The sequence below is a fragment of the Clostridium lamae genome (assembly GCF_033043255.1).
GTDB classification, from domain to species: Bacteria; Bacillota; Clostridia; order Clostridiales; family Clostridiaceae; genus Clostridium; species Clostridium lamae.
Genome location: NZ_JASCQJ010000004.1, coordinates 51,493 through 69,785, shown reverse-complemented (window position 1 = coordinate 69,785; position 18,293 = coordinate 51,493). Strand labels below are relative to the sequence as shown.

At 28.6% G+C, this 18,293-nt stretch carries 19 protein-coding genes; 18 read left to right on the top strand and 1 reads right to left on the bottom strand.

Going from position 1 to position 18,293, the window contains the following annotated elements; all coding sequences use genetic code 11:
* Positions 1–35 precede the first annotated feature (35 nt).
* The 18 genes from QK892_RS03470 to QK892_RS03385 all read left to right on the top strand — a co-directional run bounded on the left by QK892_RS03470 (position 36) and on the right by QK892_RS03385 (position 17,478).
* A complete protein-coding gene (locus QK892_RS03470) occupies positions 36–1,442 on the top strand; it encodes a GH1 family beta-glucosidase (protein ID WP_317272132.1) in 1,407 nt (468 codons plus the stop codon).
* A gap of 156 nt (positions 1,443–1,598) precedes the next feature.
* The gene (locus QK892_RS03465; protein WP_317272131.1) at positions 1,599–2,327 is read left to right on the top strand and encodes a MurR/RpiR family transcriptional regulator; all 729 of its coding nucleotides are present in this window, start codon (positions 1,599–1,601) and stop codon (positions 2,325–2,327) included.
* 183 nt (positions 2,328–2,510) lie between these two features.
* Positions 2,511–3,950, top strand: coding sequence for a glycoside hydrolase family 1 protein (locus tag QK892_RS03460; protein ID WP_317272130.1), 1,440 nt, complete (start codon positions 2,511–2,513; stop codon positions 3,948–3,950).
* Positions 3,951–3,978: 28 nt separating this feature from the next.
* Positions 3,979–4,284, top strand: coding sequence for a PTS sugar transporter subunit IIB (locus QK892_RS03455; RefSeq protein ID WP_317272129.1), 306 nt, complete (start codon positions 3,979–3,981; stop codon positions 4,282–4,284).
* A gap of 40 nt (positions 4,285–4,324) precedes the next feature.
* Positions 4,325–5,653, top strand: a complete 1,329-nt coding sequence (locus QK892_RS03450) for a PTS sugar transporter subunit IIC (RefSeq protein WP_317272128.1) — start codon at positions 4,325–4,327, stop codon at positions 5,651–5,653.
* 239 nt (positions 5,654–5,892) lie between these two features.
* Entirely contained in the window at positions 5,893–6,432 is a 540-nt protein-coding gene (locus QK892_RS03445; RefSeq protein ID WP_317272127.1) for a phosphatase PAP2 family protein, read from the top strand.
* Positions 6,433–6,676: 244 nt separating this feature from the next.
* Positions 6,677–7,624 (top strand): PucR family transcriptional regulator, encoded by a 948-nt coding sequence (locus QK892_RS03440; RefSeq protein ID WP_317272126.1) that lies wholly within the window; start codon positions 6,677–6,679, stop codon positions 7,622–7,624.
* A gap of 111 nt (positions 7,625–7,735) precedes the next feature.
* Positions 7,736–8,941: a sugar ABC transporter substrate-binding protein gene (locus QK892_RS03435; protein ID WP_317272125.1), complete on the top strand. Its 1,206-nt coding sequence runs from the start codon at positions 7,736–7,738 to the stop codon at positions 8,939–8,941.
* Positions 8,942–9,604: 663 nt separating this feature from the next.
* On the top strand, positions 9,605–10,522 hold the full coding sequence (locus tag QK892_RS03430; RefSeq protein ID WP_317272124.1) for a sugar ABC transporter permease: 918 nt from the start codon (positions 9,605–9,607) through the stop codon (positions 10,520–10,522).
* A gap of 1 nt (position 10,523) precedes the next feature.
* Positions 10,524–11,417: a sugar ABC transporter permease gene (locus QK892_RS03425; RefSeq protein ID WP_317272123.1), complete on the top strand. Its 894-nt coding sequence runs from the start codon at positions 10,524–10,526 to the stop codon at positions 11,415–11,417.
* A 72-nt stretch (positions 11,418–11,489) separates the two neighbouring features.
* Positions 11,490–12,506, top strand: coding sequence for a LacI family DNA-binding transcriptional regulator (locus QK892_RS03420; RefSeq protein WP_317272241.1), 1,017 nt, complete (start codon positions 11,490–11,492; stop codon positions 12,504–12,506).
* Positions 12,507–12,647: 141 nt separating this feature from the next.
* The gene (gene malQ / locus QK892_RS03415; protein ID WP_317272122.1) at positions 12,648–14,123 is read left to right on the top strand and encodes a 4-alpha-glucanotransferase; all 1,476 of its coding nucleotides are present in this window, start codon (positions 12,648–12,650) and stop codon (positions 14,121–14,123) included.
* Positions 14,124–14,517: 394 nt separating this feature from the next.
* The gene (locus tag QK892_RS03410) at positions 14,518–14,823 is read left to right on the top strand and encodes a hypothetical protein (protein ID WP_317272121.1); all 306 of its coding nucleotides are present in this window, start codon (positions 14,518–14,520) and stop codon (positions 14,821–14,823) included.
* A gap of 157 nt (positions 14,824–14,980) precedes the next feature.
* Entirely contained in the window at positions 14,981–15,445 is a 465-nt protein-coding gene (locus QK892_RS03405) for a hypothetical protein (RefSeq protein ID WP_317272120.1), read from the top strand.
* Between the two features lie 203 nt (positions 15,446–15,648).
* Positions 15,649–15,858, top strand: a complete 210-nt coding sequence (locus tag QK892_RS03400; RefSeq protein ID WP_317272119.1) for a hypothetical protein — start codon at positions 15,649–15,651, stop codon at positions 15,856–15,858.
* 93 nt (positions 15,859–15,951) lie between these two features.
* Positions 15,952–16,167 (top strand): hypothetical protein, encoded by a 216-nt coding sequence (locus tag QK892_RS03395; protein ID WP_317272118.1) that lies wholly within the window; start codon positions 15,952–15,954, stop codon positions 16,165–16,167.
* Positions 16,168–16,194: 27 nt separating this feature from the next.
* Positions 16,195–16,785 (top strand): lysozyme inhibitor LprI family protein, encoded by a 591-nt coding sequence (locus tag QK892_RS03390; RefSeq protein WP_317272117.1) that lies wholly within the window; start codon positions 16,195–16,197, stop codon positions 16,783–16,785.
* A gap of 45 nt (positions 16,786–16,830) precedes the next feature.
* Positions 16,831–17,478: an HD domain-containing protein gene (locus QK892_RS03385; RefSeq protein ID WP_317272116.1), complete on the top strand. Its 648-nt coding sequence runs from the start codon at positions 16,831–16,833 to the stop codon at positions 17,476–17,478.
* Positions 17,479–17,755: 277 nt separating this feature from the next.
* Here the strand turns inward: QK892_RS03385 and QK892_RS03380 are convergent, their stop codons facing one another.
* Complete coding sequence (locus tag QK892_RS03380; protein ID WP_317272115.1) at positions 17,756–17,923, bottom strand: hypothetical protein; 168 nt, start codon at positions 17,921–17,923, stop codon at positions 17,756–17,758.
* Positions 17,924–18,293: the final 370 nt, after the last annotated feature.

The following is an 18,293-nucleotide window of genomic DNA, read 5'->3' as shown; positions in this document are numbered from 1 at the left end:
AAAAGACTTATTTTTATAAATGGGAGGATAAATTAATGAAATTTGCAAAGGATTTCTTATTTGGAGCAGCATCTGCATCATATCAAGTTGAAGGTGCATGGAATGAAGATGGAAAAGGAGTATCTAACTGGGATGTATTCTCTAAGATACCTGGAAAAACTTTTGAAGGTACTAATGGAGACGTAGCAGTAGATCATTATCATAGATATAAGGAAGATATAAAATTAATGGCTGAAATGGGACTTGAATCTTATAGATTTTCTGTTTCTTGGCCAAGAATTATTCCAAATGGAACTGGGGAAGTAAATCCAAAAGGATTAGAATTCTATAACAATATTATTGATGAGTGTTTAAAATATGGAATAGTTCCTTTTGTAACACTTTATCACTGGGATTTACCTCAAGTTTTAGAAGACAAAGGTGGCTGGTTAAATAAAGATACTGTAGATGCTTTTGTAAATTATGCAGAAGTATGTTACAAGGCTTTTGGCGATAGAGTTAAGCATTGGATTACTTTTAATGAAACCGTAGTATTTACTGGATTAGGATATTTAGCAGGAGCTCACCCACCAGCAATAGTTGGGGATGTAAATAAATATTTCAATGCAATCCATAATGTATTTGTAGCTCATGCAAAATCTATTGAGTTATATAAATCATTAAAGCAATATGGAGAAATTGGAATTACTCATGTATTTTCACCAGCATTTAGTGTAGATGATAAAGAAGAAAATATTTTAGCTGCTAATCATGCAAATGCATTAGATTTTCATTGGTTCTATGATCCAATATTAAAGGGTGAATATCCTAAATATGTTGTTGACCATCTTGATAAGAACAATGTAAAAATAGATTGGACAGACAGTGAATTAGAAATAATAAAAAATGCTGCAGATAAAAATGACTTTATTGGACTAAACTACTATCAACCTCAAAGAGTTATGAAAAATAACATAGAAGAAAATGTTGAAAGAAGTAGAGAAAACTCTACAGGTGCACCAGGAAATCCTTCATTTGATGGATATTATAAAACTGTAAAAATGGAAGATAAGAAATATACTAAATGGGGATGGGAAATATCACCTGAAGCATTTTTAGATGGACTTAAAATGTTAAGAGATAGATATGGTGATGTGAAAATATATATAACAGAAAATGGACTAGGAGATGAAGATCCAATTATTGAAGGTGAAATTGTTGATATTCCTAGAATAAAGTTTATTGAAACTCATTTAAGTGCAGTTAAAAATGCAATTAAAGAAGGAATTAATATTAAGGGATATTATGCATGGTCTGTAATAGATTTATTAAGCTGGCTTAATGGATATAAAAAACAATATGGTTTTATATATGTTGATCATAATGATAACTTAAATAGAAAGAAAAAAGCCTCTTTTTATTGGTATAAAAACATAATACTAACTAGAGGAGAAGATATTTAAATAGAACAATTAATTAGGCTGAAATCTTTATACTATAGATTTCAGCCATTTTTTGGATTATAATTATATTAAGAGATGCATATAGCGAAACTTTTAAAAAAAAGCAATGAATATTTTTAAGTAACTATTCATTACTATAATTAAAGGAGATAGGATATGTTTAGTTATAATAAAATACAAAATTTAAATGAATTGGAGCTTTCATTATATAACTATATTATGAAAAATAGTGAAAAAGTTATTTATATGAGAATAAGAGAGTTAGCGAATGAGGCTCATGTTTCTACTACAACAATTTTAAGATTTTGCAAAAAACTAGATTGTGAAGGATTTTCAGAATTTAAAGTAAAATTTAAAATGTTTCTAGAACAAGCTAGAGGCAAAAATCTTACTGATAATACATCTATGATAATAGATTTCTTAAAAAAGGCACAAGGAAATGAGTACAAGGAAAAGATTGATTTATTATGTGATGAGATAAATAAGGCTAGTACTGTTATTTTTATAGGGATAGGATTTTCTGGAATACTTTCTAAATATGCAGCTAGATATATATCTGCTATAGGAAAAAATGCAATATATATAGATGATCCTTTTTATCCTTTAAATTTCAAATATAGTGAAAGCTATCTTACTATTGCTTTTTCTGTTTCAGGTGAGACACCAACAGTAATAGATAATATAAATAGACTTAAGCGAAAGGGAAGTAGGATAATAAGTATTACAAATAATGAAGATTCAACATTGTCTAAGATATCTGATATAAATATTGCATATTATGTGCAACAGGAAAAAATTGAAGAGTATGATATTACAACTCAAATACCTGTATTATATATTATAGAAGCTGTAGGAAGAAAAATATATAAGAACCAAAAGAGGTAGAATATAATTCTATCTCTTTTTAAATATTATTTTAATTTATTCAAGTATAAAAGGAACAAATTGTTATTTTTATGGAACAAATTTTATAAATGGAAAGCTTGTTTTTTTAAGCATGAAAATGATTACGGAAATAAAAAAATGAGTTATAATTAATACATCATTAAGAATTGGAGGAGGGGAAAGTTGATTTACGATAAACTTGATAAATTTAAAGAAGGATTCTTATGGGGAAGTGCTTCTGCAGCATATCAAGTTGAGGGTGCATATGATATAGATGGTAAAGGTCCAAGCATTTGGGATAAGTTTTCAGATATACCTGGAACTACTTTTAAAGGTACTAACGGTAAGGTTGCAGTTAATCATTATGAAATGTTTAAAGAAGATGTAGCTTTGATGAAAGAAATGGGACTTAAGGCCTATAGATTTTCAATATCATGGAGTAGAATCTACCCTAATGGTAGAGGCGAAGTGAATGAAAAAGGTCTAGAATTTTATGATGCATTAATAGATGAACTTATTAAAAATGATATTAAACCTATTATTACTATATATCATTGGGATTTACCACAATATCTTCAAGATCTTTATGGTGGTTGGGAATCAAGAGAAATAATAGATGATTTCAATAATTATTGTATAACATTATATAAAAGATATGGGGAGAAGGTTAAATACTGGGTAACCCTTAATGAACAAAATGTGTTTATGCTTTTAGGTTATAAACTAGGAATTCATCCACCAGGAGTAAAAGATGAAAAAAGGATGCTAAAAGCAAATCATATAGCTAGTTTAGCTAATGCAAAGGCTATAATATCCTTTAGAGAATACGTTACCAATGGTATGGTTGGTCCAAGCTTTGCATTTACACCTAATTATGCGTACACATGTAAACCAGAGGATGTTTTAGCTAGAGAAAATGCAGAAGATATGAATTGTCATTGGTGGTTAGATGTATATTGCTTTGGAAATTATCCTGCATTCGCATTAAATTGTTACGAAAAGCAAGGAATAGCTCCTGAAATTGAAGATGGTGATTTGGAATTATTGGAAAGAGGAAAGCCAGATTTTATAGGGATTAATTATTATAGAAGTGAAACCGTAGAACAAAATGCCTTAGATGGGATAAGTAATTTTGAAGAAATTAATACATCCGGTAAAAAGGGAACATCAAAAGGATATGGCATTCCAGGGAATTTTAAATCAATTAAAAATCCTTATTTAGAAAGAACAAATTGGGACTGGGAAATAGATCCAACAGGTTTAAGGGTAGGTATTAGAAGGATAAATAGTAGATATAGATTACCAATATTAGTTACAGAAAACGGTCTAGGTGAATTTGATAATCTAGAAGATGGTGATGTAATAAATGATGATTATAGAATTAATTTTATAAGAGATCATGTATTGGCATGTAGACAAGCTATTACTGATGGCGTTGAATTATTAGGATATTGTACATGGTCATTTACAGATCTACTTAGTTGGCTAAACGGCTATCAAAAGAGATATGGATTTGTTTATGTAAATAGAGATGAGCAAAATGAAAAGGATTTAAGACGTATAAAAAAGAAAAGTTTTTATTGGTACAAAAATGTTATCAAGACTAATGGCGAAGAGCTTTAGTTGTTATATAAATTTAGGAGGTATTATTATGAAAAAAATATTATTAGTATGTGCAGCAGGTATGTCAACTAGTCTTTTAGTAAATAAGATGAAGGCAGCAGCTAAAGAAAAGGGAATGGAAATAGAAATTGATGCTTTACCAGTTTCAGAATGTTCAAGCGTTGTTGATACTGTAGATATAGTATTACTTGGACCTCAAGTAAGATTCCAAAAACCACAAGTAGATGCATTAGTTAAAGGAAGAGTTCCAGTAGAAGTTATAGATATGAGATTATATGGAACTATGAATGGAAAAGTTATATTAGAAAACGTATTAAAAACTCTTGGAATTTAACAAGAGGTTTAATAAATAAAAAAAATAAGGGGGAAAAACAATGAGCTTTATGACAAAATTAGAAAACAGCATGGAAAGAATACTTGTTCCAATTGCAACAAAGTTAAATGCACAAAGACATATTGTAGCAATTAGGGACGCATTTATCTTAACCTTCCCATTAACAATGGCAGGGTCATTAATGGTATTAATAAACAACGTTTTACTTCATCCAGATGGATTCGTAGCAAAACTTTTACATCTAGGTGATTTAATACCTAACTTGGCAGACTATCAAGCAATTTTTGCACCTGTTTTAAATGGTTCTTTGAACATTTTAGCAATCTTAATAGTATTTTTAATAGCAAGGAATCTTGCAAAAGGCTTAGGTGCAGACGATTTATTAACTGGTTTAACTGCAGTATCAGTATACTTTATAATGTATCCAGCAGCAGTTGATGGAAACCTTACAACTCAATATATGGGACCACAAGGTTTATTCGTTTCTTTAATAATAGGTTTAGTAGTAGGGGAAGTTTTATCAAGACTTTCTAAGACACCTAAACTTGAAATTAGAATGCCAGAACAAGTACCTCCAGCAGTTGCTAGAACATTTAAGATATTATTACCAATAATAATAGTAACAGTTGGTTTCTCAGTTCTTAACTTTATATTAGGTAAAGTTACTAATGGTGGTGGAATTCACACTATAGTTTATAATATATTACAAGCTCCATTAACTACACTTGGAGATAGTATTATATCTGTAGTAATTATGGCTTTAGTATCAAACTTATTATGGATCATGGGTATTCATGGACCTAATACAATTGCAGCAGTAAGAGATACTATGTTTGCAGAACCAAATGCAGCTAACTTAGCTTTCGCACAAGCTAATGGAACAGCATGGGGAGCACCTTTCCCAACAACTTGGGCTTTAGTAGATGGATTCTCTAACTACGGTGGATCAGGTTGTACACTTGGATTAATTATAGCTATTCTTATATTCTCTAAAGCAAAAGATCAAAAAGATATAGCTAAGTTATCTATAGGACCTGGATTATTCAACATTAATGAATCAGTAATATTCGGTTTACCAATAGTATTAAACCCAATATTCATAATTCCTTTCTTATTAGTACCAGTTGTTAACTTATTAATAGGATATGCCGCGATAGTAGCAAAGATTATTCCACCAATAGCGTATCAAGTGCCATGGACTACTCCGGGACCACTTATACCTTTCGTAGGAACAGGTGGAGAAATTATGGGGCTTGTAATGGGATTTGTAGCTTTAGCAGTCAGCGTAGTAATTTATGCTCCATTCGTAATTGCATCTAATAAAGCTGCAAGCAAAATGTATGAAGAAGAAAGTAATATAAACGCTTAACTATATAAAATATAGAGAAAAAAAGTTAGATTAAGCTAAAGAAATTAAAAGTAAATAATAAAAGGCTATTATAAGTATCAAACCTTATAATAGCCTTTTTGATATATAATTAGAATCAACTATAGAATAGTGTGGAAAATATTGTTATAAACTTGCTGTTGTTTGTGTATAATTAAAAAAGAAAGTATACTTGTAGAATAAATACAGTTATATATAAGTTAATGACTAAGGAGATAGATATGTTAGAAATAATACATAATTTAGATATTAATACTTTAAATTTAATTAGAGATAATTTATCAAATCCAGTAATGGATAAACTTATGATATTTATCACAAGCTTAGGAGATAAAGGCTTTATATGGATAGCAATAGGATTAATATTAGTAGCAAAAAAGAAATATAGAAAAATAGGTTTTATGTTATTGATTGCACTACTTATAACTTCCTTAATTGGAGAAGGCATATTAAAGAATATAGTGCAAAGAGCGAGAGCTTTTGTAACATATCCAGATATAAGCATACTAATAACTCCACCAACATCATATTCTTTTCCATCTGGGCATACTGCATCATCTTTTACAGCAGCAGTAATACTAGGATATTATTTTAAAAAGTTTAGATATATATTTTATATATTTGCGTCATTAATAGCATTTTCAAGATTGTATTTATACGTTCATTATCCATCAGACATAATTGCAGGAATTTTATTAGGAGTAACCTGTGGGCTAATTACAATAAAATTAATAAATAATAAATTTATGTTAGAGAAGTAAATTTTAATAAATATAATAAATAGCTAAGATATTTATCAATATCTTAGCTATTTTTGCAATTGATAATTTCTTTTGTACATAAGTACAAAAAGAATATTCTGAATTGTGCAAAAATACTATTGAATAAAAACGATTGCAATAATATAATTGAAACATAGCATTAAATTAAAAAATATTAAGACATTCCTTAGTTTCTGGAAACGTTACCTGTTTCCGAATTAAATATTTATATAGGAGGGCGATCATGTATGGACTAAAAAATTCTTTTAAAAAGATTAGTGAAGAAATTCAGATTCCCTTCAAGTTAATTGAAAAAGATGGAGCTATCTTAGTAGATTTTCTTCAGGTAACAAATGAAAAAATAATAAGTGATTTAATTAAAATCCCTACAGAAGAATTAATATTAGAAACCTATGAAGAGTACAGTAATTGTTTAAACTTATTAAAATGTTACCTAGAACAAGTGCTTAGTGATGCATTTAAATCTAAGGAGGAAATTATATTAGATATTTTAAAGGGAAAAGAATATTCAGAGGATATTTTGAAAGAAGTTATTAAGTACAAACCATTTAAATTAATTTTAATTTACTTAAATGAAAAAAATTTAAAAGTTTTAGATATTATAGAGAAAAATAATAAAGAAGAAAACAGTATGGTAGTAGCTCAAGATGAATATATATTAATAGTAAGTAAGAATGATATTAGTTATGACAAAATAAATGAGTTATTCAATTTAGTAAGTAAAAATATAGCTCAAAAAGTGTATTTAACATACTGCGAAATAGATGAATATAGAGAGCTAAAAGAAAAATATGAATATTTAAAAGGGAATATAGGAATTTGTTTAAAGTATGAATTAGCATCAAAGGTTTACACTGAAAATTCTTTATTAATTGAAAAAATGGTCAATAATTCTTCTATTGAAGAGATAACTCGTGCTTATAAGCAGTATAATAATGTTTTTTCAAAGCTAGATGATGAATTAATAAAGACTATAGAGATATTTTTTAGAGAGGGACTTAAAGTTAGCGAATCAGCGGACAAGTTATATATTCATAGAAACACATTGTTTTATAGAATAGATAAGATAAAAAAGATAATTAACTATGATATTTCTAATTTTAATGAAGCTCTAGAGTTTAAAGCTTTATTCTTGCTTTGGAAAGAAGCAATATACAGAAGTAAATTATAAAATTAATTGGAAACGGTACCGGTAAGGATACCTGAAAATGTTATCAAATGGTTAGTAAACCTAAGGGGTTTATAATATAAAGACTAAATTAGATTATGGGAGGAATATATTATGGTAAAACGTTCAAAATTATTAGCAATTTTAATTGCTGGGGTAATTACTACAACTGCCTTTGTTGGTTGTGGAAGTAATAATCAAGGGGGAAGTACTTCTGGAGAAAAGAAAACATTAACAGTTTGGTCTCATTTTACTACTAATGAAGTTCAAGAATTTGAAAAAGTAGCTAAGGCGTGGGGAGAAGAAAATAATGTAGAAGTTAATGTTGTCGAAGACCAAGGAAAATTCCAAGAAATGATACAAGCTGCTCAAAGTGATAATGGACCAGATATAATCTTAGGTGTTCCACATGATAACTTAGGAACATTCCAAAAAGCTGGAGTTACAGCACAAGTACCAGAAGGAATGGTTACAGCTGATAAATATACTTCCGAATCTTTAGTTGATGCAGTTACTATAGACGGTAAAATTTACGCAATTCCATTTGCTCAAGAAACAACAGCGATGTTTTATAATAAAGATTTAGTTAAAGAAGTTCCAAAAACTATGGAAGATTTAGTTGCACAAGCTAAAGAATCAGGATTTGTTTACAATATTAATGACTTCTATTTCTCATATGCTTTCCTTTCAGCTAATGGAGGATATGTTTATAAAAATAATAATGGTACATTAGACCCAACTGATATAGGACTTGGAAATGAAGGAGCAGTAAAAGGACTTCAATTCATTTCTGATTTAGTAAATAAAGATAAATTAATGGCACCAGATATTACTGGTGATATAGCTAAGGGAGAATTTACATCAGGGAAAGCAGGCTTCTATTTCTCAGGACCATGGGATGTTGCTGGCGCTAAAGAAGCAGGATTAAACTTCGGTGTAATTCCAATGCCAACACTTGGTGGCAATCATCCAAGTACTTTCTTAGGTGTTCAAACTAGTCTTGTTAATGAAAATTCTAAAAATAAAGATTTAGCATGGGAACTTATGGAAGAGTTTGTTGATAAAGGACAAGATATAGTTTATAAGACTGGTAGCAGAATTCCTGTAGCTAAGGATTATACTATTGATGATGAGTACACTAAAGTATTTATGGAACAAGCTAAGGTTGCTACTCCAATGCCAAATATAGTTGAAGTACAAGCTATGTGGGAGCCAGGTGCTAATAATCTAAAACTATTAACCTCTGGACAAATTGATGCAGCTACAGCAGGAAAGAATTTAGTAGAACAAGTTAAAGAGGGTATAAAACAAATCAAATAATGAATAATGCGTAATTAAAATGCATAATGCGTAATGCGTAATTAAAATGCATAATGCGTAATGCGTAATTAAAATGCATAATGCGTAATGCACAATGCATAATTAAGGTGTAAATTCCTTCGGAATTTATTAAAATTAATGAAAGAATGAAGCTTCTCTTTTGCATTCGCAAAATCGAAATGAAAAAATGAAATGGCTTAGAGCTTCTTTGCTGAAGCAAAATCAGCATGAAAGAATGAAAAAATAAAGGAATAAATTCTAAGGAATTTATAATTTTTATAATTCAGCTTGCCTGAATTATTTAAACAATTATGAATTATGCATTGATTAAAGTGCACAATGCATAATTAAGGAAAAAACTCCTGCGGAGTTTTAGAAAATGAAAGAATGAAAAGCCTATTTAACGCAAAGCAGCATGAAAAAATTAAGCTATAAATTCTATATGAATTTATAAATGTTCATAATTCAGCTCGCTGAATTATATCCACAATTATGCATTATGCATTATCAATTGTGCATTAATTAACTTGGCTTGCCTGAATTATTTCAACAATTATGCATTATCAATTATGCATTACTAATTAGTAGAAACTCCTACGGGAGTTTCTTCCTTAATTCTACATTTTACATTTTACATTCTACATTTAAGAAAGGGGGATTAGAATGGGCATGAAGAGTAAAAGTCATAAAGCTTATTATTTTTTAGCACCAGCACTTGTTTCTATTTTAATTTTCACAGTAATGCCAATAATATCTACAGTATATTATGCTTTTACAGATTATACTCAATACTCAAAGGGTGAAATTAATTTTGTAGGTCTTGCGAATTTTCAAGAAGTATTAACAGGACCATTTAAGGAGACATTTTTACCTGTATTTGGATGGACGATGATTTTTGCATTAGTATCTACACTTGGCTGCTTTTTATTGGGTTTAGCTTTAGCATTAGTTTTAAATAATCCTAATATAAGAGAAAGAGGTTTTTATAAAGGGATATTAATTTTACCTTGGGCATTGCCAGCAACAGTTGCAATACTCTCATTCCAAGGATTATTTAATGGAAGTTATGGACAAATAAATAATTTATTGATGGAATTACATTTGATTCAAGAACCTATAAAGTGGTTAACAGATCCTAACTTAGCAAGAGTAACTATATTAATAGTTAATATATGGCTTGGATTCCCATATATGATGAATGTATCTTTAGGTTCATTATCAGCAATACCAGAGGTTTATTATGAGGCTGCAATGGTAGATGGAGCTAGTAAATGGAAGCAATTCACGAGCATAACATTACCATCCATAGCTAAAACTGCTTATCCATTAATTATTTCATCCTTTGCATTTAATTTTAATAACTTTGGATCTGCATATTTGATAACTCTAGGTAATCCACCTCGATTAACTACTCAATTTGCAGGTTATACAGATATACTTGCATCAGTTAACTATAAACTTTCAATGCAATTTGGTAGATTCGAGATTGCTTCTGCACTTAGTATAATAATATTTATAATAATTGCATCAATTTCATTTGTACAAATGAAAGCATCTGGTCAGTTTAAGGAGGTTGAATAAAATGCAACTAGGTTTGGATTTAAATAAAGTAGTATCAAAAGAAAATAAAAAAGCTTATAAAAAGAAGTTAAGACCTGATGAAATAAGAGCAGCATGGATTGGTAGAATATTCTTATGGATAATGATAGTTATAACTTTATTTCCTATAGTTGCTGTAATTTCAGCATCCATGGCTAAAGGTAGTGCTTTTACTCAAACTACTTTTTTCCCAGCGGAATGGACGTTAGAAAACTATAAGAAAGTTATTGAAAAAACGCAATTCTTACTATGGGTTAGAAATTCAATTATGATTAGTACAATAGTGGCTTTAATACAATTACTATTATCAGTACCAGCAGCATTTTCTTTTTCTAAGCTAAGATTCTGGGGAAGAAAAAAAGGATTAATGAGCTTATTAATACTTCAAATGTTTCCAGCGACAATGGCATTACCAGCAATAATGGGAATAGTATTTGCTTATAATTTAACCAATAAGCCATGGGTTTTAATATTAATATTAGCTGGTGGAAGTGCTTATAATATATGGCTGTTAAAAGGTGCCGTTGATGGTATTCCAGACGAATTAGTAGAAGCAGCCTATATAGATGGGGCATCCACATGGAAGGTATTTTGCTCAATAATAATACCACTATTAAGAAATATGTTAATAGTAATTTTCTTATTTGCATTTATAGGAGCTTATAGTGAATTTATGTTCACTTCAGCAATATTAAAAAACGCAGATGTTCAAACAATAACTACGGGATTGCAAAAATTTATTAAGGATAATTTCTCAACAAACTGGACTCAATATTCAGCAGCAGCAGTAATGGCGGCTTTTCCAATAGTAGTGATATTTATGATTTTCCAAAAATATATAGCAACAGGTTTAGTTTCAGGATCAGTAAAAGAATAATTATTCAATTTAAATATACTTATAAATGGTAACGTTACCGAATAATATGTCGAAATTTTGGGGGTAAGTATGATAAACATAAGAGATATAGCCAGAATAGCTGGAGTAGGGGTTAGTACAGTATCACGTGTAATTAATAATCATCCAGATGTTAAGGAGCAGACCAGAGAAAGAGTATTAGAAGTAATAAAAGAAAATAATTATATACCCAATAATAGCGCTAGAAATTTAAAAAAGAATAATACAAATAATATTGGAGTGTTAATAAAGGGTGTATTTAATCCTTTCTTCTCTGAAATGTTAGACTTAATAAGTAAAAGAATATCAAGGGCAGGATATTCAATGATATTGGAACATCATGACTATCTAAGTGATGATGAAATGAATAATTTAATTTCTATGATAAAGGAGAAAAGACTACAAGGTGTTATATGTCTTGGAGGAAACTTTACTGAAGTTAAAAATGATGAATTTAATGATATTAACGTTCCAGTAGTATTAACATCTGTTAATCACAAATATGGAAAAGAGTATTCTAATTTTTCATCTGTATCAATAGATAATGAAAAGTCAGCATATTCAGCTACAAAATATTTAATAGATTGTGGTCATAAAAATATAGCTTTAATGCTAGGAGATGAATATGATATTGGGATTAGTTACAGAAGAGAAGCAGGCTATCTAAAGGCTTTAAATGATAATAACATTCCTTATAATAGGGAATATAGAATTTTAGGGAATTATGATTACAGAGGAGCATATGATGAAACGATAAAGCTTCTTAAAGATCATAGGGAAGTAACAGCTATATTTGCAATATCAGATATAATGGCTGTGGGATGTGCTAAGGCGATAAAAGATGGCGGATTAATAGTTGGAAAAGATATATCAGTCATAGGTTTTGATGGTATGGATATAAGTGAGTTCTATAATCCTACTATAACAACAGTAATACAGCCTAAAGTAGAAATGGCAAAGATTAGTGTTGATTTACTATTAGATTTAATGGCGAACAAAACAGATAATAAACACATAATTTTGAATACAGAGTTAGTAACAAGAGAATCAACTAATTCTAATATAGGATAGTAAATTTAATTAATTAAGTTAATTAATTTTAATTTTGATAAATTATAACCTTAAAACAAAATTTTGTAAAACTTTTATAAAAAATGTTATACTAATAATATACAAAATATATTTAGCTTTAGTAGAAATGAGGTAAAGTTTATGGTAAGAAGTAGCGGGATTTTAATGCATATTTCATCATTACCTGGAAAGTATGGAATAGGCACTTTTGGAAAGCAAGCCTTTGCCTTTGTAGATTTCTTGAAGAAAAGTGGACAAAAATACTGGCAAATACTACCTCTTGGGCAGACTGGATATGGAGATTCACCATATCAATGTTTTTCAGCCTTTGCTGGTAATCCATATTTTATAGATTTCGAAATGTTAGAAAAAGAAGGCTTACTAAAGAAAAGCGATTATGAGAGTTTAGACTATGGTTCTAAAGAGGATACTGTAGATTATTCAAAGTTATTTATTAATAAAAATAAAGTTCTTAGGATTGCTTATAATAACTCAATAGGAAAGTATGATAAGGAATTAAAAGACTTTATAGATAAAAATGATATATGGATTGAAGACTATGCTTTATATATGTCAGTTAAACAACATTTTAATTTAGTTAGTTGGTATAATTGGGATGATGACATAAGACTTAGAAAAAAAGATGCGATAAGGCATTATAAAAATTTACTTAAAGATGAGATTAATTATTGGATATTTATTCAATATATTTTCTTTGAACAATGGAATAACTTAAAGAGGTATGCTAATAAAAATAATATAAAGATAATAGGAGATATACCGATATATGTTGCAGAAGATAGTGCTGATATTTGGAGTAATCCTAAATATTTTAATGTAGATGATGATATGAAGCCAATAACAGTGGCAGGATGTCCACCAGACATATTTTCAGAAACAGGACAATTATGGGGAAACCCTATTTATAATTGGGAAGCCTTAGAGAAAGATGGATATAAATGGTGGATAGATAGAGTTAGAGAAAGCTTTAAATTATATGATGTAGTTAGAATTGATCATTTTAGAGGTTTTGAATCTTACTGGGAAGTTCCATATGGAGATAAAACAGCGAAAAATGGTAAATGGATAAAAGGACCAGGAATCGAACTATTTAAAGCTATAAAAGAAAAGCTTGGAGATGTAGAAATAATTGCCGAAGATCTAGGAATGATGACTGAGGAGGTAATTGAACTTAGAGACTCCACTGGTTTTCCAGGTATGAAAATATTAGAATTTGCTTTTGGTGGGGAAGATAGTGGATATTTGCCACATAACTATCCTGTAAATTGTGTAGCTTATACAGGAACTCACGACAATGATACTGTATGTGGTTGGTATAATTCAACTGGAAGCAAGGCTGAAATTGAAAAAGCAAAGAAATACCTAAATTTAACTTATGAAGAAGGTATAGCTAGAGGATTAATAAGAGGGGTATGGTCTAGTGCTGCATATTTAGCAATTACTACTATGCAAGACTTCTTAGGACTTGGAAAAGAAGCAAGAATGAACTTTCCATCTACACTAGGAGGAAATTGGGTGTGGAGAGCAAAAGAAAGCGATATTAACGATAAATTAGCAAAAGAAATTTATGATTTAACTAAGCTTTATAATAGATAATAGGAATAATGAAAGAATGAAAAAATGAAGGAATGAAAGATATACTAGGAATTAAAGCTACAAAAATTATAGATTATAGTACAATCTGTTAATAAGAAGTGTTCACTAAGTGGACGCTTTTTTATTTGGCTTTGTTTTATTTGAATGTTAGAATTATTGATTTTTTAATTAGGGTATATTATTTCTATTTCTTGAGGAAATATATTCCAAAAGGGTATATAATAAGAGTATATAGTATTACCTAATTGTATTATACAACGACTATAATTATTCTAAACTTCTCAATATATAAATTGTACAATATAATATTGAAAGATTAATTTATTCTATAAACCATTATTTAAAGTAGTATATGATAAATATAAAAATAGATTAAGGTAAAATGGAGGAAGTTATGTTAAATAGGAAAAGGGATGTATTGAGATATAGGCGATTTTCTATATTTTGTTTATATCTATCTATTGTAGTTAGTTTCTTAGGTGCGATTATTGCGAATGTCGGAGGTGAGACTATAAGTAACTATACATTAATTATCAGTTTGGTGGCATTATTTATTTACTTTATAGTTTCAATTATTTTTTGGAGATGTCCATTCTGTAAAAAAAGATTGCCAATGAGGTTTGATGCAAAAAATAATGTTGATGAGGTATTATGCCCATACTGTGAAGCCAATTTATTATATGGTGAGGAGAAAAAATAATATAAAAAGTCATTCGTTAATGTATAATTTTAAACTATTGCGAATTAAAAATAGATAGTCAATTGTTCATTTCTTTATTGTCCAATATCAACATTAGTTTAAAACAGAGCTAAATAAAAAAATATAATATTATAATGGTTAATTAAGGGGGATTAAAATGCTAAATACTATTAAAAAGATTTTTAATTTCATAGTTGGAAATAAAGAAAAGAAAACACTAACTGCAGCAGAGCGAATGGCTAAGATTAAGAAAGAGGCAGAGGAAGCTAGTCTAGGCAGAAGAGAGCATAGATATAGTAAGTACAAGCCACATAATGTTTATAATTCATCAAAATCTAAAGCTAATAAAAATAAAATAAATTATGATGATAGCTTAAATACTATGTTTTTTGCTAATAACCTATATAACAATTATTATAATGATGACAATTATAATAACGATTATGATCATAATATCTATGATAATGAAGAATGTAATTGCCAGAATGAAGATTGTGATTATGACAATTATGAAGAGAATTATAATAATGATAATGTAGATTATAACTATGAATACGATAGTAGTGATAGTAGCAATGACTTCGATAGTGGAGATTGTGGCTGTGATTTCAATAATGATTAATTAATTAAATTTTATGATAGGTTTAATCTTAAAATTTGTTTTTTATAAGGATATGTTTTGGTTGAATGTTGATACTTATTTATTTTTTCAACTATGGTATATTATTCTTAAGGAATTATATTCCAAATAAATATATAATAAGAGTATATATTATTATTCAATTGTATTTTAATACGTATTAAATTAAGGAGTTGGTGAATTTTTTGATAAGTAAAATAAAAGCTTTACCACATAAAAAAATAATGTTGTTAGGTATAACAATATTATTAGTAGATATTATATTTTATCTGGTCATAAGTATTACCTACGAAATAGCTTCTAATATGCTTCTAAAACTCATTTACAATATTTTGTTTTTTATTGGTATGATGTTAATGGCTATAGCACATAAGAAAAAGGTGGAAGGTAAATAACATTAAATCAAATGGTTTGTAATGGAATTACTATAATTAAACTATTACGAATTAAGCAAGTAATTTTAATATATTTCATATAAAAAGGGAGGGATGAATTCTATCAGAGGAATAAAAGAAGTAATTGTTGGTACTGGAGCAATGTTTTGTGGAATATTAATCGAGGTTATAGCAACATTAGAAAAAACATTGTATTGGACTATTACTAATGGATTTTATCAACGTAATTTTATATATAATTTATCAATTCTATTAATTATAGTAGGGTTAATACTTATTGTTATAGGGTTTAGAAAAAAAGAAGTTTAATGAATATAAATATCAAGGAGTGTTATGATGAAAAAACTTATAGTTTGTTTATTATTTTCTACAATGCTTTTTACTGCGTGTTCAGTAAAAGAGGACACGAATTCTGAAATACTTTCAGATAATAAAGTCAATGGAACTATAAATGAGACTAATGTAGAGAAAGATAATGGTACAGAGGATAAGTTGAAAGTGAATGAAAATTTACATAACTCAGAAGAGGGGATAAAAGAGAATTCTTCAAGCGAAAACGTAAGTTCTAAGAAAAATGAATATTTAGAACGACTAAACCAATTAGAAGCTGAGCTAGATTCTTCATTAAAGAAAAAATATGATAGTGGAATAACTTTAGAAATGACTGAAGCGGCGTCAAAGGAATATGAGCAATGGGATTATATGCTTAATGATATATATTCATATTTAAGAGAAATACTAACTTCGGAAGAAATGGATAAACTTACAGAAGAACAGCTTAATTGGATTGCTTTAAGAGATAAAAAAGCAGAAGAAGCAGATAAGGAATTTGAAGGGGGAACTTTTGCTCCTGTAAATAAAATTTTAAGCTTAAAAACAACTACTAAAGAAAGATGCTATGAATTAGTTGAGTTATATATGAATTAATTAATTTACAATAAATATATATTGTGATTTGAAAGGATAAAAAAAATGGATAAGAATTTAATTATAGAAAAAACTAAAGAATTTGTTAAAAATAAATTATATGGAGAAGGAAGTGGCCATGATTGGTTCCATATAGAAAGAGTACATAACTTAGCTAAATATATAGCAGAAAAAGAAAATGCAGACTTTTTTATTGTTGAAATGACAGCGTTATTACATGATATTGATGACTGGAAATTTTCAAAGTCCAATGATAGTAATACCACAGTTACAGAGGATTTTCTTAATTCTATAGAGGTAGATCAGGAATCTATTGAATCAATAATAAAAATAATACAAACTATGTCTTATAAGGGTGGAGTTGTTGATTCAACCCAGCATACTCTTGAAGGTAAAATTGTTCAAGATGCAGATAGATTAGATGCTATAGGTGCTATAGGTATAGCTAGAACCTTTGCATATGGAGGACATAAAAATAGACCAATTTATGATCCATCAATAAAGCCTATGGACTTTAAAAATTTAAATGAAGTTAAAAATGCAGAGAACCATACAATAAATCATTTTTATGAAAAACTACTAAAATTAAAAGATTTGATGAATACAGATACAGCAAAGGAAATAGCAGAAAAAAGACATAAATTTATGGAAGACTTTTTAGAAGAGTTTTATAAGGAATGGAAGTTTAAGTAATGCACTTAAGTAATGAATAATGCATAATTAGTGAAATAACTCAGGCAAGCTGAGTTATAAATTTTTAAAGTTTTTCAATTTTTAAAATAAAATGCAGATTTGGCATACGTATTTTAAGGGTTGTTTGTTTTAAATATAAAAAAATTATATGTTTATTTTTATAAAATTTTGATATAATATAAATAAGAAAAGCTTAGTGCGTCAACACTAAGCAATCCTTAGAACGTTTATTTTGTTTTAGGGCTATTGGATTTAGATAATATCAACAAAATGGATGCTACTCTTTGCAGGACGGAGCATCTTTTTGTTTGCTTCTAATTTCAATATCAAGACCAATAAATTTTACTGAAATCTTTAAATAATGAATAAAAAGATTATGTTTTAAAACTAATGAAATTATATAAATAATAACAAAGCTTTTTATAATCAATTCTAGCATATCCAATACCACCCCCTAACTATGATGAGATATCACCAATAGTCCTAGGGAGATAAAATGTTCAAAACCCCCGTAGCCATCCTACTACGGACTTTTATCAATGCATAATTCATAATTGATAATGCATAATTGTTGAAATAATTCAGGCAGGCTGAATTATAAATTCCTTTGGAATTAATCCATAACTATTTCATTTTTTCATTTCGATTTTGCGAATGCAAAATAGAAATTTCATTCTTTCATTTTCTAAAACTCCGTAGGAGTTTTCTCATTAATTATGCATTGTGCATTACGCATTATGCATTTTAATTAAGCATTACGCATTATGCATTGTGCATTAATTTTAAGTTTGGGGTATAATATAGTAAAAGGGTGA

Bases quoted from the DNA above. Each gene is read 5' to 3' on its own strand.
- QK892_RS03470 (WP_317272132.1), top strand. From the start codon at position 36: ATGAAATTTGCAAAGGATTTCTTATTTGGAGCAGCATCTGCATCATAT.
- QK892_RS03465 (WP_317272131.1), top strand. From the start codon at position 1,599: ATGTTTAGTTATAATAAAATACAAAATTTAAATGAATTGGAGCTTTCA.
- QK892_RS03455 (WP_317272129.1), top strand. From the start codon at position 3,979: ATGAAAAAAATATTATTAGTATGTGCAGCAGGTATGTCAACTAGTCTT.
- QK892_RS03450 (WP_317272128.1), top strand. From the start codon at position 4,325: ATGAGCTTTATGACAAAATTAGAAAACAGCATGGAAAGAATACTTGTT.
- QK892_RS03445 (WP_317272127.1), top strand. From the start codon at position 5,893: ATGTTAGAAATAATACATAATTTAGATATTAATACTTTAAATTTAATT.
- QK892_RS03440 (WP_317272126.1), top strand. From the start codon at position 6,677: ATGTATGGACTAAAAAATTCTTTTAAAAAGATTAGTGAAGAAATTCAG.
- QK892_RS03435 (WP_317272125.1), top strand. From the start codon at position 7,736: ATGGTAAAACGTTCAAAATTATTAGCAATTTTAATTGCTGGGGTAATT.
- QK892_RS03430 (WP_317272124.1), top strand. From the start codon at position 9,605: ATGGGCATGAAGAGTAAAAGTCATAAAGCTTATTATTTTTTAGCACCA.
- QK892_RS03425 (WP_317272123.1), top strand. From the start codon at position 10,524: ATGCAACTAGGTTTGGATTTAAATAAAGTAGTATCAAAAGAAAATAAA.
- malQ (WP_317272122.1), top strand. From the start codon at position 12,648: ATGGTAAGAAGTAGCGGGATTTTAATGCATATTTCATCATTACCTGGA.
- QK892_RS03410 (WP_317272121.1), top strand. From the start codon at position 14,518: ATGTTAAATAGGAAAAGGGATGTATTGAGATATAGGCGATTTTCTATA.
- QK892_RS03405 (WP_317272120.1), top strand. From the start codon at position 14,981: ATGCTAAATACTATTAAAAAGATTTTTAATTTCATAGTTGGAAATAAA.
- QK892_RS03395 (WP_317272118.1), top strand. From the start codon at position 15,952: ATGAATTCTATCAGAGGAATAAAAGAAGTAATTGTTGGTACTGGAGCA.
- QK892_RS03390 (WP_317272117.1), top strand. From the start codon at position 16,195: ATGAAAAAACTTATAGTTTGTTTATTATTTTCTACAATGCTTTTTACT.
- QK892_RS03385 (WP_317272116.1), top strand. From the start codon at position 16,831: ATGGATAAGAATTTAATTATAGAAAAAACTAAAGAATTTGTTAAAAAT.